At 46.0% G+C, this 21,379-nt stretch carries 21 protein-coding genes and 1 riboswitch; of the genes, 5 read left to right on the top strand and 16 right to left on the bottom strand.

Annotated features, from left to right (window positions below; translation table 11 throughout):
• Positions 1–4: 4 nt before the first annotated feature.
• From thiS to PMI05_RS28245, 8 genes are all read right to left on the bottom strand, one after another.
• Positions 5–208: a sulfur carrier protein ThiS gene (gene thiS / locus PMI05_RS28210; protein ID WP_007729348.1), complete on the bottom strand. Its 204-nt coding sequence runs from the start codon at positions 206–208 to the stop codon at positions 5–7.
• A 199-nt stretch (positions 209–407) separates the two neighbouring features.
• Positions 408–518, bottom strand: a riboswitch (TPP riboswitch).
• A 41-nt stretch (positions 519–559) separates the two neighbouring features.
• Positions 560–943: a kinase-associated lipoprotein B gene (locus tag PMI05_RS28215; RefSeq protein WP_007729350.1), complete on the bottom strand. Its 384-nt coding sequence runs from the start codon at positions 941–943 to the stop codon at positions 560–562.
• 33 nt (positions 944–976) lie between these two features.
• Positions 977–2,188 carry a DHHA1 domain-containing protein gene (locus PMI05_RS28220; protein ID WP_007729351.1) on the bottom strand — a complete coding sequence of 404 codons (1,212 nt, stop codon included), beginning with the start codon at positions 2,186–2,188 and terminating at the stop codon, positions 977–979.
• 81 nt (positions 2,189–2,269) lie between these two features.
• Positions 2,270–2,497: a hypothetical protein gene (locus tag PMI05_RS28225; RefSeq protein ID WP_007729352.1), complete on the bottom strand. Its 228-nt coding sequence runs from the start codon at positions 2,495–2,497 to the stop codon at positions 2,270–2,272.
• A gap of 96 nt (positions 2,498–2,593) precedes the next feature.
• On the bottom strand, positions 2,594–3,877 hold the full coding sequence (locus PMI05_RS28230; protein WP_007729354.1) for a LysM peptidoglycan-binding domain-containing protein: 1,284 nt from the start codon (positions 3,875–3,877) through the stop codon (positions 2,594–2,596).
• A 64-nt stretch (positions 3,878–3,941) separates the two neighbouring features.
• The gene (locus tag PMI05_RS28235) at positions 3,942–4,250 is read right to left on the bottom strand and encodes a thioredoxin family protein (RefSeq protein WP_007729355.1); all 309 of its coding nucleotides are present in this window, start codon (positions 4,248–4,250) and stop codon (positions 3,942–3,944) included.
• A gap of 237 nt (positions 4,251–4,487) precedes the next feature.
• Positions 4,488–5,378 carry an NAD(P)-dependent oxidoreductase gene (locus PMI05_RS28240; RefSeq protein WP_007729360.1) on the bottom strand — a complete coding sequence of 297 codons (891 nt, stop codon included), beginning with the start codon at positions 5,376–5,378 and terminating at the stop codon, positions 4,488–4,490.
• 32 nt (positions 5,379–5,410) lie between these two features.
• Positions 5,411–6,883, bottom strand: coding sequence for an aldehyde dehydrogenase family protein (locus PMI05_RS28245; protein WP_039961550.1), 1,473 nt, complete (start codon positions 6,881–6,883; stop codon positions 5,411–5,413).
• 102 nt (positions 6,884–6,985) lie between these two features.
• Here PMI05_RS28245 and PMI05_RS28250 point away from each other — a divergent pair, with 102 nt between their 5' ends.
• Positions 6,986–9,109, top strand: coding sequence for a helix-turn-helix domain-containing protein (locus PMI05_RS28250; RefSeq protein WP_007729366.1), 2,124 nt, complete (start codon positions 6,986–6,988; stop codon positions 9,107–9,109).
• A gap of 355 nt (positions 9,110–9,464) precedes the next feature.
• Positions 9,465–10,622 carry a GNAT family N-acetyltransferase gene (locus PMI05_RS28255; protein WP_007729369.1) on the top strand — a complete coding sequence of 386 codons (1,158 nt, stop codon included), beginning with the start codon at positions 9,465–9,467 and terminating at the stop codon, positions 10,620–10,622.
• A gap of 55 nt (positions 10,623–10,677) precedes the next feature.
• Here PMI05_RS28255 and PMI05_RS28260 read toward each other — a convergent pair whose 3' ends face one another.
• Positions 10,678–11,682, bottom strand: a complete 1,005-nt coding sequence (locus PMI05_RS28260) for a phosphotransferase enzyme family protein (protein ID WP_007729372.1) — start codon at positions 11,680–11,682, stop codon at positions 10,678–10,680.
• A gap of 131 nt (positions 11,683–11,813) precedes the next feature.
• Here PMI05_RS28260 and PMI05_RS28265 point away from each other — a divergent pair, with 131 nt between their 5' ends.
• Entirely contained in the window at positions 11,814–12,551 is a 738-nt protein-coding gene (locus tag PMI05_RS28265; RefSeq protein WP_007729375.1) for a MerR family transcriptional regulator, read from the top strand.
• An 82-nt stretch (positions 12,552–12,633) separates the two neighbouring features.
• Here PMI05_RS28265 and PMI05_RS28270 read toward each other — a convergent pair whose 3' ends face one another.
• Both PMI05_RS28270 and PMI05_RS28275 read right to left on the bottom strand, forming a co-directional pair.
• Positions 12,634–13,653 carry a serine hydrolase gene (locus tag PMI05_RS28270; RefSeq protein WP_007729378.1) on the bottom strand — a complete coding sequence of 340 codons (1,020 nt, stop codon included), beginning with the start codon at positions 13,651–13,653 and terminating at the stop codon, positions 12,634–12,636.
• Between the two features lie 27 nt (positions 13,654–13,680).
• Complete coding sequence (locus PMI05_RS28275) at positions 13,681–14,505, bottom strand: MerR family transcriptional regulator (protein WP_007729382.1); 825 nt, start codon at positions 14,503–14,505, stop codon at positions 13,681–13,683.
• Between the two features lie 311 nt (positions 14,506–14,816).
• Here PMI05_RS28275 and PMI05_RS28280 point away from each other — a divergent pair, with 311 nt between their 5' ends.
• A complete protein-coding gene (locus PMI05_RS28280) occupies positions 14,817–15,182 on the top strand; it encodes a helix-turn-helix domain-containing protein (protein ID WP_007729385.1) in 366 nt (121 codons plus the stop codon).
• A 67-nt stretch (positions 15,183–15,249) separates the two neighbouring features.
• On the opposite strand, the gene PMI05_RS28285 is transcribed toward PMI05_RS28280, so the two are convergent.
• Together PMI05_RS28285 and PMI05_RS28290 are read right to left on the bottom strand one after the other, a co-directional pair.
• Complete coding sequence (locus PMI05_RS28285; RefSeq protein WP_007729387.1) at positions 15,250–15,813, bottom strand: NAD(P)H-dependent oxidoreductase; 564 nt, start codon at positions 15,811–15,813, stop codon at positions 15,250–15,252.
• Between the two features lie 255 nt (positions 15,814–16,068).
• Positions 16,069–16,962, bottom strand: a complete 894-nt coding sequence (locus tag PMI05_RS28290; protein ID WP_007729391.1) for a LysR family transcriptional regulator — start codon at positions 16,960–16,962, stop codon at positions 16,069–16,071.
• Positions 16,963–17,105: 143 nt separating this feature from the next.
• Between PMI05_RS28290 and PMI05_RS28295 the strand changes: the two genes are divergently transcribed.
• Positions 17,106–18,125: an alpha/beta fold hydrolase gene (locus PMI05_RS28295; RefSeq protein WP_007729393.1), complete on the top strand. Its 1,020-nt coding sequence runs from the start codon at positions 17,106–17,108 to the stop codon at positions 18,123–18,125.
• Positions 18,126–18,259: 134 nt separating this feature from the next.
• On the opposite strand, the gene PMI05_RS28300 is transcribed toward PMI05_RS28295, so the two are convergent.
• From PMI05_RS28300 to PMI05_RS28310, 3 genes are all read right to left on the bottom strand, one after another.
• Positions 18,260–18,823, bottom strand: coding sequence for a DUF4303 domain-containing protein (locus PMI05_RS28300; protein WP_007729395.1), 564 nt, complete (start codon positions 18,821–18,823; stop codon positions 18,260–18,262).
• A 64-nt stretch (positions 18,824–18,887) separates the two neighbouring features.
• Positions 18,888–19,517 (bottom strand): LysE family translocator, encoded by a 630-nt coding sequence (locus tag PMI05_RS28305; RefSeq protein ID WP_039961552.1) that lies wholly within the window; start codon positions 19,515–19,517, stop codon positions 18,888–18,890.
• 128 nt (positions 19,518–19,645) lie between these two features.
• Positions 19,646–20,977: a hypothetical protein gene (locus PMI05_RS28310; protein WP_007729401.1), complete on the bottom strand. Its 1,332-nt coding sequence runs from the start codon at positions 20,975–20,977 to the stop codon at positions 19,646–19,648.
• Positions 20,978–21,379 lie beyond the last annotated feature (402 nt).

Here is a 21,379-nt window from a genome sequence, read left to right on the forward strand (position 1 = left end):
ATGATCATCCTCCTCCGACAAAATGAACGATTTCTATGCGATCTCCGTCTGCAATCGGTGTTTGTTCGTACGCTGAGCGGTCAATAATTTCACCATTTCGCTCCACGACGACAATCTTCTCTTGCAGGGAATAAGAAGCGAGCAAGGCCCGCACTGTCGTGATCTCTTCCGCCAACTCTACTTTTTTCCCATTCAGCTGAACAATCATTGATTACCTCCTTCTACTGGAAAAAAAACGGCTTCTCCCGCCTGCCTGAGTCGATTCAGACAAACAGAAGAAGCCGTATACCCATCCCATCTCACGGGACGAATGGCATAAAAAAACCATCCGCCTCGGATGGTTGAGTGAGATCTTATCATGCATGCACGCAAACAAGCATAGTTCCGCTCGGATGCAACACGTGATACTGATTCCAAATACCTCTTCCTCCGCTGGCATGACCCAGGTCAGGTTCAACGGTCAGTAACACACTCGTTACAATCTCAGCCAACGTTGCTTGGCTCCCGTTTGGTAATAAAGCTATGCAATTGTCGTACATTCGAGTACTACAGTAACACTCTATTTCGTGTTTGTAAAGGCTTCCTTGTGCATCTTTTCCAGCTCAAAAAGACAACGCTCTGCCCAAGCTGCCATTTTCGCAAGCTTTTCCATTTCTCTCTCCATCGCCTGACGCACAGATTCCTTATAGTCTGGAATCGCGCCATTATAGCGAATGACACCTTGGATAGGCGTCATGAATTTCTCCATGTAAGAGAGTGCTGGACGCTGGTGAAACAGCGGCACCTCTACTTCATAGGAAGAATGCAAATCGCCTTGCGTCGGGTATTTGGTAACTGCCAACACTTTTACAAGCAGCTTCGAATCGTGGATTTCCAATACTTCTGTAATATATTCACCCGTTCGCTGTGTAACGCGAACGATATCTCCCGGATTCCAGTTCATCGCGGTTTCCTCCTTTTATTGAATCGAGTTCATTTACATTAGTAAGGCTTCCAGCAGTTTGCGAGCATGCAGCAATACTTCTTCCGCATCCACTACTGACTGACCGCCACCCTGTGCCATGGCAGGATTTCCCCCACCTTTTCCGTTTATGACCGGCAAGGTTTCTTTCAACACTTGATTGATGGCTACGTTGACTTCTTGCCCACGAGCAAACACGACTTGCATTTTGTCTTCGGTAGTAGCCGCCAAAAGGCAAATCGCATCTGGCGCCAGAGCAGTAGCCAGCTGTGCGAACTGTTGAAGCTGTTGAATGGTTTTGTCTGTGAAGGTACGCATAATGAGGCGAGAATGACCGAGTTGGCTAGCAGCAGATAGTTGTTGATTGACTTCCACTTCTACGAGTTGCTTATCCACTTCTGCCAATTTTGCCTTCAAGGCGTCGCGTTCTGCAAGGAGGCGTTCCGTCTGTGCGATCAGTTCCCCTTCATTGGTAGCGAGCAGCTTCGCCGTATCACGAACGACAGCCTGCTTTTGGTTGTAGTCCCGCAAAGCTCGCCAGCCACAGATGAATTCCAGACGAATGTTTCCGCGGTGTCGCTCCCAGCCCAAGATCTTGATCATCCCGACTTCGCCCGTACGCGCTGGATGTGTGCCTCCGCATGGGTTGTAATCAAAATCAGGTATCATCACGACACGAATATTTTCAGTAACGGTCGGCTGTTTTTTCAATGGTAGCGTTGCCAACTCTTCGTCATCAACGAACCGCGCAATGATGGGATGGTTTTCCAGAACAATCTGATTCGCTCGCTTTTCTACCTTCTCCCATACATCCGCTGTCAACTCATCCAGTCGTACATCAATGGTGACACGTTCTTTGCCCAAGTGAAAGGCAACGGTCTCCGCTTGCACCACTTCCAGGAAGGACGCAGATAAAATGTGTTGACCAGCATGCTGCTGCATATGATCGAAGCGGCGGTCCCAATCGATGTGACCCGTTACTTCCGCTATGCTTTCGGACAAGGGAGCTTCCAGTCGGTGACGAATTTCGCCATCTAGCTCTTCCACATCTACCACACGAATCTCTTCCAATACACCCAGATCGGAAGGCTGACCGCCTCCAGTAGGGTAAAATGCCGTTTGATTCAGTACCACGTAAGGTGTCCCATCTTGCTCAACACCAGTTCTCGTCACCTGGGCCGAAAACGTTCTTGTATAGGCATCCTGATAATAGAGTCTGTCGTCCATCGTTACTCCTCGCTGCATGGAACCATGGTTCCAGCCTGATTCTCCCACTAGGGGGCAATACGAAAAATGTATGTATCAAGCTTAGCCAAACAAGTGATCCATTTGTTTCTCACGCTCTTCGCGCTCCTCTGGGCTTGCCAGGTCATACTTTTTCAATAAATGAAACAGCTCGTTTAGACGCTCTTGGCTGTGTTCGCCATTCAACTGATTTTTGAATTGACTCACACGCAACTCCGACAGATGTGGAGCTTGTTCTGCCAGTTTTTTGAGTACGTCCTCATGGCTGTGATCCAATTTGCATTCTCCCATGATTTCTCCCCTTTTCCTTACTGTCATCTTCATCATACCATGATTTTTCATCCAAAAAAAAGGCGTACAACCCACGATGGAATGTACGCCAGATGACTATGCACGCTTACGGACGCGAAAGTTCTCCTCGATCAACAGCCAATTTTGCGGAAATGGCAAACCGAGTTTCCAGTAGCTGACGCCTCTCAAACCAAGCTGTTTAACCAGATTGAACTTAGCTTGGATCGACCGCGCATCCTCAAACCACACCTGATGTTGCTTGCCTTGATCATCGGTATACGTAAAAAAAGGAGCCTGCGCGCGATAGTCATACCGGATCACTGCATTATGCTGTGCAGCCAAAGCAATTGCCGCTTGCGGACTCAGAGCTTTCGCTGTCGTTCCTCGCTCATATGGTAAGGTCCAGTCGTATCCGTACAGATTTTGACCCATCAAAATTTTCTCGGCTGGTATTTCTGTAATGGCGTACTGCAAGACACGCCGCACCGGTCCGATCGGAGAAACCGCCATGGGAGGACCTCCACTATAGCCCCATTCATACGTCATGATCACGACAAAATCGGCAAGCGCTCCTATCGCCTTGTAATCATGGGCGGAATACCATTTGCCTGCTTGCTCGGCACTCGTCTTCGGTGCGAGCGCAACAGACATCATCAACCCTGCTGCGTGTATGCGGTCCCTTGCTTTTCGCAAGAAGTTTGCGTACGCTTCTGCCCCAGTTGTGGGCAATGCTTCCAGATCAAAATGGATATCCCCCATTCCCAACTCACGGGCGGTCGCGAGAATATTATCCAACAATTTGTTCTGGAGTTCTTGATCATTCAGGATGAGTGCGCCCAATTCCGTACTGAACTGACCTTTTTCCAAATTCGTCACGACCATCATAAGTAGGACCTGGTTTTCTTTTGCGATCGCCGGAAAGTTGTTCAGATTTGGTCGTTGTAGGGTTCCATCCCGTTTGATGCGAAAGCTGAACGGTGCCAAATACGTAAGATGAGGGGCAGCCGTCCGAACATCCGCTTCCATCGCTGGTGGGACAGTGCGGCGCGGTTCCACATACGCATTGAAATCAGCCGCTCGTCTAGGGCGAGGCGGGATATATAGCTTTTGCCCAACTTGTAGCGGTTTATAGGGAGAAATCCCATTTACGCGAGCAAGCTCTGCTGCGCTGATCTGGTTACGCTGACCGATGGTATACAACGTATCTCCTTGTTTGCCCCAATAGTAGCTTCCTACAATCGGGATCACCATCGCCTGTCCGGTTGCCAGCTTATTGGGATCTGGTAATTCATTCGCCTTATTGATCGCTTCCGGCGTTGTGCCGTACGTCTCGGCGATGCTCGCTAAGGTTTGTCCTTCTTCCACCACGTGGATTTGCATACGCCTCCTCCTTCGCATTTCTTCTCTCTTTGTCATATTCATGGCGAAGGAAATAGGTGTATGTCTAGGCCAGAGGTTTCAGTACATCGTATAAAAATCCAACGGACTGGATGGCATAATGCCGTTCCAACAATTCATTTCTGTGAAAAATGAGCAAGGCGGGTACGCTGGTCACTTGCCATTGTTCTGCCAATGCAGGCGCCGTATTAATGTTGAGCTGATACAGAGGAACGGTAGGTAATGTTTCTTGCATGATGCCGAGCATACGTGCTGCGAGCTTGCAGGTTCCACACATCGGTGTATAGACAAAAAGAGCGACCGACTCCCTTTCTTGCAGGTATTGGATCAGTTGTGTTGCGGATAGTTCTTGCACGTCGTTCACTCCTTTCTCTCACTTCGGATATGATGATTAATGCTAGACTCCCTGTCTGAGGCTGTCAACAGCACTACGCACTACTGTATGCCAAGAACAATTAGAGTTGACTCTCGAAAAAGGAACCTTATAATAAGCTCGAGCTAATTGATAATGATAATCAGCACCCCTTTTCCACAGAAAAAAGTCGACAGAATTCCTTTATGAAAAGGAACTGTCGACTTTTTCATCAAACCTTTATCGCGCAATCGTTGTATGAGCCAACTCCTCCGTCACGGTACAGACGGCACTCGAATCCCAGCTACCTTTGCCTTGTGCTTTCGCTGCCTCATACATTTGTGCAACCGTTCCTCCAACGAGTACAGGCACTTGTTGTTCACGTGCGGTTTGCGCATAGAGCTGCAAATCTTTGTGCATATGATCCAATGAAAAGACCGTATTTTCATACGTACCGTACAAGATGTTAGGCCCAAAAACGGAGAGCACACGATTATGGGCAGAGCCTTTGTCCATGACGGCTGCCAGCTTGTGTGGATCGACTCCTGCTTTTGCACCGACACTGAACGCCTCGCCCAACGCTGCTGTGATGACGGCAACGACAGAGTTGTGGCAAAGCTTCGCCACTTGTGCAGCTCCGGATTCCCCCAGATAAAAAATTTCCTTTCCAATTGCCCTGAGATAGTCCATGATTTCTGGAAGCTTTGCTTCATCTCCGCCGACCATAATGGTCAACGTTCCGGCCACAGAACCCGCAGGTCCTCCACTCACCGGACAATCGTAGTAGTAGATCCCTTTTTCGACGCCGTGCTGATTCAGACGTTTTGCTGTAGCAGGATCGATCGTACTTGTATCAAATACGAAACTGCCAGCCCCTAATGATAAGAAAAGTCCGTTCGCACCCAGCATGACTTCCTCTACAATCGCAGGACCTGGAAGCGAAGTGAAAACGACACGTGCTACGCTACCCACTGCCTGTGGAGACTCGACGACTATCGCTCCTTTTTCCTTCGCCCAGGCTTTTGCTGCCGGACTTGGATCATAGGCATACACGTGGTAGCCTTTTTGCAACAGATTGCAGACCATTCCTTTCCCCATTGCACCAATGCCGATAACACCAATCGCTTCCATCTTCGCTCCTCCTGCTTTCCCTATACTTATACTTATGGCCGAATATAAACCGTTTTTGTCTCGACGTAAAAATCGAGCGCTGACTCCCCTTGCTCTCTCGGACCCAACCCAGATATCTTTTTGCCACCAAACGGAAACTGTGATTCAAAATGAGTCGACGGCATATTGACATGCGTGACACCTGACTGAATGCCTTTGACAAATTGGAACGCTTTTTGTAAATCGTTCGTAAAAATCGTGGAGGACAAGCCAAATTCAACCTGGTTAGCCACTTGCATAGCATGTTCGAAAGAATCCACATCGATCACGGCGATCACAGGGCCAAAAATTTCTTCGTTGGCAATCGTCATCTCCTGAGTAATGCCAGTAAACACCGTCGGCGCGACAAAATACCCCTGGGCAAGATCACCTTCTAACAGACGCTTACCCCCACATTCCAGTACGCCACCTTCTTCGATACCCTTTTGTACATAATGAAGATACAAATTGAGCTGATGCTCGTCCACTACTGGACCGTTATGATTGTCTGGATCGAAACCATTCCCGATTTTCAAGCCCTTCGCTCGCTCGATTAGTTTTGCTTTTACCTGTTCGGCTACTTCGGGAACGACCAATACGCGACTGGTCCCCGTACAACGTTGGCCATTATCGAAGAATCCACTCAGTACGATAGAATCGATAGCGAGGTCTATATCAGCGTCCGCGAGAATGATCGCCGGATTTTTCCCGCCCATCTCCGCCTGAATCTTGCCTCCTCTGGCACCAACTGCTCTCCCCAAGGCCAGTCCCACTTCCGAAGAACCCGTAAAGGAAATTCCTTTGACCAGTGGATGATTCGCCAATTCATCACCGATTACCGCACCAGGTCCTGTTACCAAGTTCACTACTCCACTCGGAACGCCGCTCTCAATCAGGAGCTCTATCAGCTTTACGCTAATCAAGGAGGTGTTGCTCGCCGGCTTGAACACAACTGTATTGCCAGCGAGGATAGCCGGGACGATCTTCCACAAGCCAATCCCCAGCGGGAAATTCCATGGAGCAATAATCGCGAAAACCCCGATCGGCTCTCGCACCGTGTAACCAATTACCCGTTCATCAAAGGAAGGCACCGTTTGACCTGTCAAGCGAGTGGCTTCCCCAGTCAATTGCTTCATGGAGGTGATTGTCTTGGCAACCTCGCCTCTCGCTTCCCGCAATGTTTTTCCGACTTCACGAGTGATCGTTTCTGCGAGGTCTTCTTTGTGTTTTTCCAATAAGTGAATGAGGGAAAATAAGAATTCTCCACGTGTGGGAGCCGATTTTTGCGACCATGCACCAAAAGCATTGGCAGCAGCTTCAATGGCAGAACGTGCATCCAGCCCGTCCGATTTTTGAAAATAACCGAGAACCTCATTTGTATTGGCAGGGTTCGTACTAGGGAAAACCTGTCCAGTATGGCTCGTCACCCAAGCTCCATCGATGTAGTTATTGTAGGTTGCTGTCAAATCGTCTCCCACCTTCCGCATCTTATAGAAGTATTGTATATAGCAAAAATTATGAATACAATGTATATACAGACACTTATTTCCAACTAGTAATGTGTATTTCTCTACATGGAGGACACGTGGATGAATTCATTTTCGCTCCTGCTTGAAAAGCTGCACGAATGGTTTGGCGAACAGCCTTTTTCGATCTGGTTCCAATTATCGCGTGATCGACATTTTCGGCTTATTTTCTCTTCTTTTCATGAAAACGCTACCACGAATATTCCCCCTATTAGAGTACCTCGCTGTGACAACGATGTTAGCCACATGCGATATACATATGCCCAACAGATGTACCGTTTTTTCTACGAAAAGGAAGGACAAGCCGTTATTTACCTTGCACATAAAGCAAACCAACCGGTCATCCTTACCTCTGACCAATGGGAACTACTGTGGTTCGGGATTCGCCTGTTGTTGGCTGAAGAAAAAATGACTGCCACAGCGGAGGAAAGCAAGAAGCTCTTTGAAGGGATTCGCTCGATATCTGCTACTCTCGATGTACACCAAATCATCCGTGGCATCATTGGTAATGCACTGGCTGTTATCCCGGCCGCTGACGCAGGTCTCTTGCACTTGTATGATCCCACTATCGACCGATTGATTCCGAAAGCGACTGTCGGTTTTCATGATACGGTGTTCAAGGATCTCAAAATGCGGGTTGGCGAATCCATCGCGGGCAAAGTGTTTGAAGACGGAATCCCACGCATGTACAAAACCAGCCAAGAAACAACCCACGGGATGAAGGACATCTCCGCTGACAACTTTCATTCCCTGAACCACGCAAAAACATTGCGAGATTTGAATGGGTTGCTATGCGTACCAATAACACGTGAAGAAAAGCGTATTGGCGTGCTGGTCCTGCATCAGTTTCATCAAGAAAATGTGTTTACCGAGTATGACCTCGATCTCCTCCAAGGATTCGCAGACCAAACTTCTATCGCCCTGCAAAACGCCGAGCTCTATGCTGAAGTCAAACAAGCGTATGAACATATGGCTGCCATTAGCGCCCAACTGCAAGCCAAGCACGATGATTTGATACAGCGCAACCATCTACATGAATCCATCAAGCAGTTGTCCCTGCAAAATAAAGGGGCGGAAACAATCGTAAAAACCCTCGGCAAAATGACAGGCCATTCCATTTTTTTTGCCGATTGGCTTGAGCAGAAAATGTATCCTGAAAAGAGTGTTTTATTTTTCAGCTGGGATGAACTGTATACTTTGCTGAACAAAAGAAGACAGCCTGTTTCCGTCAATCTGTTCTCTCCCGCTTCTGGTGACGATCAACTGTTCTGCTTGTATCCACTAATCAATGGGAGCATCTTTCTCGGATGTCTCATGCTTCCCTTAGACGAACATGGGCTATCTGATCTCGCGCGAATGACGGTTGAGCAAGGGAGTGCTGTGCTCATTCTCGATTTGGTGAAAAAACAATCGATCAGCTCCGTGCTGTACAAGCGAGCACACGATCTTTTTCAAGAGCTGATCGCAAGCAAAGGCAATGAACTGTATGACCGCGCCCGTTCGATGGGGCTACAGCCGCAAGCAAAATATTACGTAGTTTATGCCCATCTGACGCAATGCCACGATCTGGCTTTGCTAGAAGCAAACATTCACCGGCTCATTACCCGTTGGAAATGGGCGTTCAGTAAAACACAGATGTTTGTCTACGGATTCCATAACCATGTCACGCTTCTCATCCGGTCTCTCGGCTCCCGAGATGGCAAGAACATCCGCGAGAGACTGCAACAGGCGTCTTATGAGTGGGAACTTGGTAAGGAAGCATCGTTATCGATTGGCGTGGGAAGTAAGGCAAGCGGGATTGAGCAAATCAGCAAAAGCTATGAAGAAGCCAAGAAAGCCGCTCACTATTTGACCAACCGCAGCCGTTCTGGTGTAGTGCACTACAAAGACCTGGGTGTCAATCGCCTCATGCTGAACCAAAGTCAGGCCGATATTGATGCATTCATTCAAGATGTTTTTGCCCCTTTCTTGCAAGACCCGGAAAAATATCAGGAATGGGAACAGACGATCATGACTTATATGAAATGCAGTCAATCCCCTCAACTCACCGCCAAAGAGCTGCATATTCACGTCAATACGTTGTATCAGCGATTGCGCAAAGTCGAGGAGCTTCTTCATATCGATTTGCGAAATCCGGAAGACTTGCTGAAATTACAGCTTGCTTGTCATTTGCGCCAGGAAGGATAATTCAAAAAGGCAGGAGTAGCTTTGGACGGGAAAAGTCCTAGACTACCGCTGCCTTTTTTGTATGCAAAGTCTTTTTGCGAGTGTTCGATGTTTTGTTTACCATAATTAAGTTATGTAAATTACTTCCTCATGTACATCGTGAAAAAACAGATGTGTTTTTTCTTCTTGTAATATTTGGATAAACATCCATAATGAACATGGGGGCAGGCACCAAACACCCCAAAGATTCGCGCCCTACTACAGGTAAAGGAGTGATGATGTTTTGGATTCGCAAAAACAAATGGAAAAGCATATGAGAGGTTCCAAACGATAATTTCATCCGTTCTCTCATATGCTATGGGAGGAAATGAACGAAATGTTTGCTCAAAAGATGGTTCAAGGTACGGAACTCACAACCGATTGCTTCCATAGCGCGACCAATCTGTTCGAAGCGTTGAAGCATCATGTATCCATCAAAGGGGTCATTGCAGGTGTTATTCCCGGTAGAGTATTCCTGTCAAATGACGCGAGATCAGCCTTGTTGACTAGCCCCCAAGGTATTTTTCTAGGTGGCAGTGTTGATAATCCCCTCTTCTTTGAAGAAGTGAATGCATTGCTCAAAGAGGAGCTATTACCGCAGCTTGCTGCTGATGAACAGCTTGACTACGTCCTGTTTTATCCAACGGATGAGAAGTGGAATGACATTCTCGATATCGTGATGAAAGATATATTACCTATGAGAAGCGGGCGAATGATCTTTACTCACCATTTACAGGATCTGTCCCCTCCTGCTGACGATCATATTGTCCCGATAGACAGCACCTTGTTGAAGCGTAAAGAATTGGTAGGTCTTGAGGATGTTATCGATGAAATAGCAGAGAACTGGCCATCCATAGAAGCCTATGAAAACAAAGGCTTCGGTTGTGCCGCGATTCAAGATACCGATGAGGGGCCTACCATTATTAGTTGGTGCATGACGGATTGGGTAGTAGAAGACGAATGTGAATTGGGTATAGAAACCGATGAAGACTATCGGGGTAACGGATGGGCTCGAAAGACAGCATTGGGTGCTCTCTCACTAGCCAAACAACGCGGAATCAAAAGAGTCGGATGGCAGTGCTGGTCAAATAATATAGGTTCACAGCGAACAGCCTTGTCTGTCGGTTTCGAGCTGCTCGCGGATTTCCCGGTTCTGTTCGGATGGAACCTTCCTTTAAACAATTTCCTTGTCAACGGCAACCACTATATGCGTGGCGATCTGAAATATGGCGTGGAAAAAGACTACGCCCGCGCCGCATGGAGTTATGCCCAAGCACTTGATAAAGGCTGGGATTGGGATGGAGATCCGGCCTTGTATTGGAATGCTGCTTGCTTGTTCTATCTGAGTGGTGAAGAGGACCGTGCAAAGCATTACTACAAAAAGGCTATCGAACATGGCTGGGTAAGTATTCACCACCCGCATTATCATGATTATGTGTACAGAGAACAGGACAGCGATCAGATCGCTCGTATTCTTGCTGAATCAGTACTATAATGGAAACGGCCGCCGTTTTATCGGCGGCTTTTTGCTGAGCTCATCCATTTTTCCTCTACTTCTCCGCCTTTGAATGAAAAAGAAATGGCTTGCCGTTCAAGTAGTTTTTGATCATAGGTATTGCATAGGGCTGTTCTTCTTTTAGCCCCTCGGTTTCCCTGGGATCAGGAGCATGATGACTATAATTTTCAATCATGACCATCACCGCGAAGATCTCTAATGTGGGGAGCCAGTCCCCTTCTAGTTTTCGTAAACTCTCGTAGCCTTTTATGACTAGCTCTCTTTGTGCTGGATATAAACCCAAAATGGTATGGGCGATATCATAAAGATAGTAGCCAAACCCACATCTTCCAAAATCAATCGGACGAGGATCTCCGTTATGAAAAACGATGTTACCTTGGTGCAAATCGCCGTGAATGATTCCATAGTTGCTGCTATTCTTGTCCAATTTGGCAAGACAAGTGAGTATTTTATCCGCCGCCAATTCATATAGCTTGAACTCTTCGTCTGTCAGAAACCGTTGGTAATGCTCCTTCAAACGATCCAAGGACTCCTTGAAGCTATCTTCTCCCCAGATCGGACGTACAAATTCAGGAGTCAATTGGAAATCCTGGGATACTGTATGAAGCTTTGCTAACAGGACGCCCTCTTTGTAAACTTGGTCTTCCGTAAGTTCTTCATCTGCATGCTCGCCTTCGACCCAATGCATGACAGATACGAGGACACAGTCACCATTCGCAAGATCGATGCTCACTGTCTTGGAACCATTGCGGCACTCTATTCCCGTTGGAATCGCTACCTCTATTTTTTCATGCAAAGAGCTGAGCCAAGCAAGCTCGGAATCAATTTCGTTTCTGTTCTTGTTTCCGTGAATGCGAAGTAAATAGGTACCATCCTTCTCTGTTTCTATCACAAACGTGCATGTGTCGGATAGTTGATTGAAACGAATCTGTTCCCCATCCAAGTCGTATTCGTGCATCGCCTTTTGTGCGATTTGCTGCAACTGGTACACTACCTTCTCGATGTCATCTTCAGAATCCAACTGAAATAACCTCGTCATGCGAATCCCCCATCCAATATATGGTTCATATGCTTACATTCGTTTGATTTCCGCCATACTCCTCTTTTCTTTTTTCGCTTGACTCCAACCTAAGGTCAGACTGCAAACTCAATTTCAGGAGGTGAATCGCCATGTTGTATACCGTGAACGAAGTAGCCAAACTGTCTGGTACCACAATCAAGACACTGTACCATTACCAAAAGATTGGTTTGCTGATGCCCGAAGTCATTACAGAAAATGGTTACAGATATTATGGTGAGAATGAACTCAAGCGGTTACAACAAATCTTGTTTTATCGTGAGCTTGATTTTTCGTTGGACAGCATTAAAGCTGCACTTGATCACGAACCAGACAGACTTCGTTGTCTAAGTGAGCAGCAAGCAATGTTAAAGGCACGCCAGCTTCGATTGGAGCGCATCTTGCTTACTTTAGAAGAAACGATTCGACACGAAAGGAAGAGAGGAAATATGTCCACGGAGAAAATGTTTGATGGATTAAACGAAGAAGAATGGAAGCAGGCATTCACTCAACAAAATGAGCATTTGCAGGAAGCGTACGATTTTCAATTGGATACAGAGAATCTGGACGTGGCTTCCATGAATGAAAAAGCTGCCGAAGCGACTGCTTTCATGACCTCTATGGCAGAAGCGTTGAAAAACAACAAAAGTATCGATGATGAGACAGTTGTTTCTGCGATCGAAAACCATCTTACTTTTTTACAAAAAGACCATCCGATTGATGCGAGAGCTTTTGCCGAGCAGTCAAGGTTTTTCCTATCAGATGAGTACCACCGCGCTATGTTGGAAGAACAGCAAACGGGATTAAGCTACTACATTTGCATTGCTGCCGAAAATTACGCTTCCAAGTAAAGTGTAGTTAAACGATCGTTTAACAGTTAAACCGGGTGAGCCGCAACTCCCCGGTTCCTTGTTTCCATTCGTGCTCGATCCCTTAGATTACCGCCCCGATTATATGCTCCTTGATTAGCGTCCATCGATCACGAGAATTCGTCATGAATTCCGATGCAATGGCTACGACGAGGTTTTTCTCTGGGATGCAACAGATAACATGACCGCCATCGCCCAGAGCAGCGTATGCAAAAACACCATCCTCTTCACGCAACCACCATAGGTACCCGTATTGATTGGGATTCATCGCGGTTGATTCATCTATCCAAACCTCTGGAATGATCTGATGATTGCCCCAACAGCCACGATTCAGATAGAGCAAACCAATTCGTGCCATGTCACGGGGAGTTAATGTGAGCCCCCACCCTCCTGTGGAGTTGTTGTTTGGATCCTTCACCCATCCTCTCACATCTTTCCCGAATAAATCTTCAAACGCAAACGCCTTCATTTCATAATCAGGGATTTCTTCCATGCCAATGGGCGTAAACAAGCGTTCGTTGGCGAATTCTCGGGCACTTTTGCCTGTGCTGCGTGTGAGGATGGCTGAAAGCAGGTGCGCCCCAGCGGTCGAATACTTAAACGCTCCAATCTCTCCCTTTTGCCCGAGCATATCCAGGGTATATGTTACCCAATCGGACTGCATACACATTTGATCCAGTGGTTCGTGCCAGTCCTCAAAAGGATAGGGTGCTGTCATCGTGAGGAGATGGCGTATGGTGATTTCTTGTTTTTGTGTATCAGTATGGTCGGGTGCATAGTCTGGGAAAAATTCCAGCACCTTTTGATCGACATTCTTGATAAACCGTTCCTCTATGGCAATGCCAACGAGAGCAGATAGAATACTTTTCGTTACAGACGCTACATGGTGCCTATCTGTCGGTCCATAGCCATGATAGTAGCTTTCATGGGCGATATAACCATTTCTCACAATAAGGATCCCGTTTGTGTTGCTGTACGCGGATTTGATGATTGGGTCTAGCTCTGCTAGTTTTTCAGCGTCTATGTTCAAGAGGGTCGGGTCTACTGCTTGCCATTCTGTCGTTGGCCAATCGCTTCTTTGCATGATAATTCCCTCCTCTACACGAGAATGTCATTTTTTTCTGATTGGAAAATACACCTCCGTAACAAGCCCCTCCGGAACGCTGTCATGATCGGGTGCAGTTACATAGACTTCGTAAGGTGATCTCACCAATTCATAGCCTTCATTTTCTACCCACTCCCTCTGCCTCGCATATACCGCTGTCAATTCTGAGTAAGGACCCTTACATACAGACTTTGCACACAGTCCCCCAAGTAGATCTCTTGTTCCCTTTAAAGCCTCTGCAATCGGGAGGGCAAACTCGGTATCGTTTCCGGCAGGATTGAATTCAGGGCTGTGATAAATTGTCATCGGCGTACCTAGCAAGGTGAGCTTTTCAGTCGCAATCCTTTCATACAGCTTACTAAAATACTTACCATACCCGGTTGCATAATCATCACTCGTCATCATCTGGCGTATAGAAAGAATATGGATTGGCTGTGTCTCCACAAGCTGTACTTCTATGTTCTCAAGGTATGACATCATGGGGATACCCTGCTCCATTTTGGATAGATCATGGTTCAGTTGGTTTATGGTATAGTCCAAAGCGTTTCGTTTTTCATACATCTCCCTTTGCTTGCGAAGAAGGGCTGAAACAAGTTTCTCCTCCGCCTGATCTTCTTCCCATTCCAAAATGGCTTTTATTTCGTCTAGTGGAAAATGATACGATTTCAAACGGTTGATGAAGAGCATCTTTTTCAGTTGCCTGATGGAGTAATACCGATAACCATTTTCAGGATTAATCTCGTCCGGGTTCATTAGTCCTATTTCGGCATAATAGCGAAGCGTTTTGGTAGACACTCCACATATCTTTGAGAATTCTCCGATTGATAGCACAGGCTCACCTCCACTGTTCTTTCCGTATCGATATTCTACTTATACCCCTTCCCCTAAGGGCAAAGTCAACTGCAAGTATAAAAGCTAATAAAGAATGACCCATGCATATACATCGTGCGCATCGTTTCAATCCTTTTCGTTTTATTACGTTTCGAATAAGGGAAGCAGCACACGTTACGCTTGAAATTTTGGCAATAACTCAGAAAGGCTCACTGTTTTCTTCCTTTACATCACATTAAAAAAAGTTGCATAATATTGTATGGAGAGTATATGCATTTATAACCTATACTTCCCAAAGGAGAGTGTATATTGTGCGTGAAACCTGTGTTCCGACTGGCGTGGAGCTGAAAGACACTGGCTTTGGATATACGTTGTCTTTAATAGGCGGGAAATATAAAATGATCATTTTGTATTGGCTAGCTGAAAATAAGGTGATGCGGCATAATGAGCTGAAGCGAAGTATCGGTACCATTTCCTTTAAAACGCTGAGCTTGATGTTAAAAGAGCTGGAGGCAGATGACTTGATCATTCGCAAGGAATTTCCCCAAGTCCCTCCCAAAGTGGAATATTCCCTTTCAGAGCGTGGTCTATCTCTCATACCGTTGTTAAATATGATGTGCGACTGGGGAGAGACAAACAGCTTACCCCCTCAGAAGGCTGTAAAGCAGCAGGCATAACGATTGTTATTAACAGGAAAAGAAGTATCTCCCAAACGAGGAAATACTTCTTTTTTCATAGGGATTCTTACAGGCTATCAACGAATTTCACATAATCTTGCGCGTTCTTATCCAATGCGCTACCAATCGGCTCAAGTTCTTGACCAGGTACATTTTCCCCTGACTCAGTCTCTGCACCATAATACGCAAAGAATGAACGATAATCCGCGTGGCAGTAGCGGAAGGTTGTTTCAAAAGGGGTCAATATTTGCTCAAGTGTATATCGATATCTTCCGTCTTCCTGATAATCTTCTTTCCTAATTCCGGCAGACACGGCTAATGCAGCTTTGCGATTCTTTAATTTATCGCCTCCCTTTGAACCGTACGCCCACCCATATGCAAAAACATCGTCAAGCCATTTTTTCAGGAGAGGTGGACAATTAAACCAGTAAACCGGGAACTGTAAAACAAGATTCCCATGCGATTCAATCAATTGCTGTTCTTTTTCCACATCAATGTTTCCATCTGGATAAACCTTATGCAATTCGTGTACGGTATACTTTTCTGGATATTTTTTGAGTTCTTCTACCCATCGCTTATTGATGACGGATGTTTCGATGCCTGGATGTGTGACGATTACAAGAGTTTTCAATGTAGGATCCTCCTTGAAGGTTTGTTGTTTTATGAGTATAAAATGCTTGCTACAATTTTGTAAGTATGCACATTTTGTTCAGTTACTTACATAAAGGTGAGTGTAAAGAACAGAAAAAAGCCTCCCCTCAACCTAATGATTCTAGGTTCGTATCGTTGGGAGGTCCCTTTGCAAATGTTTTATTTGAGCTTTTTCTCCATATACAGCGTGCCTTCAATCGGATTGAAACGATACATCCTGCTAGCCGCTCGTTATCTACTCTTCTATTGCTATAACCTCCCTTGCTGCTTCTATGAAAGATAATATGATTGGTGAAAGCCACTTGTTTTTATGCCATAACATCTGTGTATACACGTGCAAATCCGGAATATGCCATGGAAGAGCAACAAGTTCACCCCGTTCAACTTCCGCTTTCGTTGTCATTTCAGGAAGAAACGCAATACCGATTCCCGTAATGGCACATTGTTTAATGGCTTCGGCATTTTGAAATTCTAAATACGTAATACTATCAATGCCCTTTTTCTCAAATTGCCGGTCAAACATGGTTCGATAGGGACAACCCTTTTCATTCGTCAGGAACACTTGTCCGTGAAAATCTTCCAGCTGCAATACAGTTAGTTTCGTGAGTGGATGGTCTGGAGCGGCGGAAAAGCGGAAAGTTTCTTCTACCAACGGCTCCACTGCAAGTGCGCTCGAGCGAATGGATTCGTCCAACATAAAGACGACATCCGCCGTTCCCTCAAAGAGCGTTTGCTTGAGCTGTTGATTTGGAAAGGAGCGGAAGATAAGACGCACTCCCGGATGGCGCGAACGAAATAGGTGAAAGACAACTGGAAGCCGATAGGCGCAAAGAACCTCGTTGGCACTTATCGTTAGGGTGCCGCTTAGATTTTCATTGTCATGAACAACACTGCGAGCTTCGTCCAATTTGTTAAGAACGTCTTGGATATGAGTTAAAAAGCGTTTACCCGCAGTTGTGAGAACGAGTTGCTTGCCCAAGCGGTCAAAGAGACGAACACCAAGCTCATCCTCCAATGCTTTCATTTGCATCGTGACGTTGGAGGGGACGTAGCCCAGAACTTCCGCAGCACGGCTGAAATTTAAAGTTGATGCAACCGTGCGGAACGTATTCAATTGGCGCAATTCCATCATACTACCCCCAAATTACTTTCAATAATATTGAATACCATTTTGAATTCTATTCACTTTTATTGAAAATAGCACAGGTCTATACTATGTACAAGAAATACATTCTAAACGTGTGGTTTCAATGTGAGAGGAGCAACAATACGATGGATTATGAGATTTTTGATTTGGGTGACGTAACCTTGCAATCAGGAGTATCGTTACCGAGCGCTTTTCTTGCTTATAAGACTTATGGAACATTGAATGAAAAGAAAGATAATGTCATCGTCTATCCAACTGCTTTTGGCGACCAGCATTATCAGAATGAATGGTTGATTGGAAATGGCATGGCACTTGATCCGCAGAAATATTTCATTATCGTTCCAAATCTGTTGGGTAACGGCTTATCTTCGTCTCCTAGTAACACGCCTCCCCCATTCGACAGGGGTAATTTTCCGCAGGTAACCATCTATGACAACGTTACATTACAGTATCGGCTGGTGACCGAAAAATTCGGTATTCAAAAGATCGCTCTTGTAGTTGGATGGTCAATGGGAGGCATTCAATCGTTCCAATGGGGGGCAAGTTATCCAGACATGGTGGAACGAATTGCACCTTTCGCCGGAGTTGCCAAGACTTGGCCCCAAACGTTTTTGGTCCTGGACGGAATGAAAGCTTCGCTCATGGCTGCAGTTAGATTCGATTCAAGTAAACGAAACCAGTTGACTTCTGCAGACATGCGCGCCGTTGGCCGTGTCTATGCGGGATGGGGCTTATCACAGGCGTTTTACAGGGAGGAACTTTATCGAGAGCTGGGATATGACTCATTGGCAGATTTTGTGGCTGGCGTCTGGGAAGATAGCTTTATGAAGATGGATCCGCACAATGTCCTAGCCATGTTATGGACAGGTCAATTTGCAGATATTAGTGCAAACCCTGCCTATAACGGAGATTTCCATAAAGCGCTCAAAAGCATTAAAGCGCTTACCTGCGTCATGCCAGGGAGCACGGATCTCTTCTGCACGGCGGACGATAATAAATACGAGGCTAAGTTTATACCTAATGCTGTTTTTCATCCTATCGAGTCGATCTGGGGCCATTTTGCCGGTCGCGGAATCAACAGTGCCGATAATAAATTTATTGATGACAACTTAAGACGCTTGTTGGCGCTTAGTACAAACGGATAGACTGACCCTACCAATCAAAACAGCGGTAGCCATGGATCTGAAAATAAAGTCCTAGACTCCCGCTGTTTTATTGAACGATCGATCCCTTTAGCTTAACAAGTGCCCCAAAATCAATGGAAGCAGGTCTTGCGGGACTAAACGCTCCATTCTTTCACATAAGCCGCGCATTCCTTTCGAATGGTGTCGTCGGCATTCAACCTTCGAATCATCCGCATATACGCATCTGTCTCGAACTCATAGTCGGAAACTGCGAACAAGACGATGATGTCGCGACCAACAACACTAGAAAAGATGCCCGATCGTACCAGTTCTTCCAGCGCCTCGATACACGTTTCGTACAACGCCTCCCGAAACGTCACGAAACGGCCGCTTTCATGTCTTGCCGAGGGCTCTTCAGTCAAGATGAAACTTCGCAACTTCGCGCAAATCGCGCCGAAGCCCTCCTCAGCTCCTTGACCTTCGAACCGCCATTCCGCAGGCTCGAATTTGTAATACAACGCATGTTCAGGATCGCTCTCGACAATTCCATCAAGATGCGCTTCCGTATTGACAGCAGGGCATACCGTCATGGCGCCTTCGTCGCTGTACAACGCAAAGGCGATTACCCTATCATCCTGGCACGTCTTATTCATCTCGTCAAAGGCCTGCATTGCCGCTGTTTTAATCTCTTGCTTCAGCATTGGAAAATCGAAATCCATCAGGGCAACTCCTCCCACATTAGGTAGCTCAATAAAAGTTCGCGCCGACAAAGTACATGTATGACTATCTGCGATCAAAAGCAAGACTCGCAGCAAGACCTGTCAAGACACTTGCCATTAGCCAACGCTGCACCCGTAGCCACGTCGGGCGTGTACCAAACCACTCAGCAACTCTGCTTGCTAAAAGAACAATAAGCAGGTTAATGGTAAAGCTGACAGCAATTTGTGTTAGACCCAAAACAGCACCTTGCAGGAGTATCGATCCCCGCGCAGGATCTACAAATTGAGGTAAGAGTGATACATACAAAATAGCAATTTTGGGGTTCAGTAGATTTGTTATCAATCCCATCAAAAACAACTTTTTCGGTGGTTCAATAGAGAGAGTATCAGGCTTTAGAATGGAAGCAGCACCTGGTTTGACCGCGTTCCAAGCAAGCCAGAGCAGGTAAATAGCCCCGGCCCACTTGACTGATTCGTAAACGAACGGAACCGTTATGAAAAGAGCCGAGAGACCGAACATGGTTGCGATCATGTAAATCACGAACCCAAGTATCACACCAAGAAGCGAGATGACTCCAGCTGTGCGACCTTGCGAAATCGTTCGCGAAATTAGGTAAATCATGTTAGGACCAGGAGAACAAACCATACCAAGCGAAACAAATACAAAGGCAAGAAAAGTACCAAAGCTCACCAATTTACATTACTCCTATCCGTGGTTCATCAAAGTTAGAAACCATTATCTATCCATTTTTAATAGCATTATTTTCAATGAGTATGCAAATTTATCTGTATTTAATGCCCCCCGTTTCGCTCCTTCTATTGCTACTTGAGCAGCTTGTTCTTCAGCTCCTCAGCCGTGTCCGGCTTCCAATAACTTATTTTTAATTTCTTCTCCTGAACCAATTGTCCTACCTGTTCAAAAAGCACTGCTCTCTTCTGGGCGGACCAATGGGTAAAGGACTGCAAATCACTGGACACATTCCAAATAGAGGTTGCATTTTCCTTTTGGGACCATTTTTTCATAAGAATCGATTCAACGTCCTCATAACCTATCCGATACAAAATACCAACATATGTCGCGCCAATTCCATCATCCAGAATTGCTCTTTTTAGAAAATACGATTGCACCTTTTGGCAGCAAATTTCATTGTGTAGCGGAAGCAGATCACCCAGCACGTCATCAAATTCTCCAGTTACTTTTCCTACATAATAGCTCGTTTTAATAAGACCGCTTAGCTTTTTCTCCTCCGGATCAGCTGCCATAAGTTCTATCCAGCGCACATCCAAATCCTCAAACAGCAGCGGTGTAAGTGAAAAATATGTATCATTCCTAAGCATATGACCCCAGCCAAACACAAACGTATGCCGATTTTGCTTAGTATCAAACTTCACCGTACCTAGCACGTTCAAAATAAAACGCTGCGCTACCGGATCTTTGTAATACGGTGAAAACGCCTCGAAAACATCGCCAGCAGGCTTGGTTAGAAGCGCAGAAGCGAAGACAGGAGACAGCCAGGCTCCCCCATATTGTTCATATAGCTTGCAAGCCAGCGCTTGCAGCCTACTATCTCCATCCATTAAAACAGAGCCAACCAAAATCATAGGAAAGGCTTGCTCTAAAGTCACCCCTTCCAAAGTATCACTTATATGAAAGATAGAAGTATCTCTGTAGGTTAACTTTAGCACCTCGCTGTCGCGCTTAAATGATGAAATCTTCTGGATATGCTCTGCTGCAAGCTCATACACTTTGCACATCTTCTCACTCGCTTTGCCCGGCATCATGCCAAGAAAGGCAAGCAGTGTATCATGCTCTTCCCAGCTGATCTTGCTGCCAGGCTTCTTCTCCAGAAACGTCTGCAAAAAAGCGAGTAATCGATCAGCCAGCTGATCCGACACTGTATTCGAGAATGTTTGGTTTACTATTTTTTCGCATTTTTGAGGCGACTTTAATAGCTTTTTCCAATAAGCTGCAGCCGGTTCATAATCAATCTTAGCCAGTGCCCTCTGGGCGGCAAGCTTACTCTTCCCGCGCTCTGTACTGGCCAGATGCAACAGCTCAGGTGCCTCGTTAGCTCCGAGCTTCGAGATAGCCTTCTCTCTGCTACTCCCTTTGGGCGGCAATGCATCGAGAACTGGCTGATTAAAATCTGTCATTATTGGGTTCCCCCTCATCCTGATTATTTCTATTATAGTAGCACGCCAAATTTTGCGGATATATAGTTCTGACTTCCTTTGTAACAAACCCTACATGCCCCGCCTTCTATTACGGAGAACTCATCGTTTTCAGTCTCACTAGCAATGAATCCAGTACTACCGATCACCTACAGGAAAAAATGGAGCATCGAATCGTAGATGACTATCGCGCCAAATTGGTTGGTTGTTCGGGTGCAAAACGCTGAACGGACGAAAAGGCCTTGCCTGGGAGCTCTTCTCTCTCAGGTGGGGCCTTTTCTCTTAAAAAAGAATAGGAGGATGTCTTCCTTATTTTTTTCTGAGGAGTCTACCTCGTCGTTCCTACTACTTCCGTTCATTCTATATTGAGGTACTTAAAGGGTG

This window comes from Brevibacillus sp. BC25, from assembly GCF_000282075.1.
In the GTDB taxonomy this organism is placed as follows: Bacteria; Bacillota; Bacilli; order Brevibacillales; family Brevibacillaceae; genus Brevibacillus.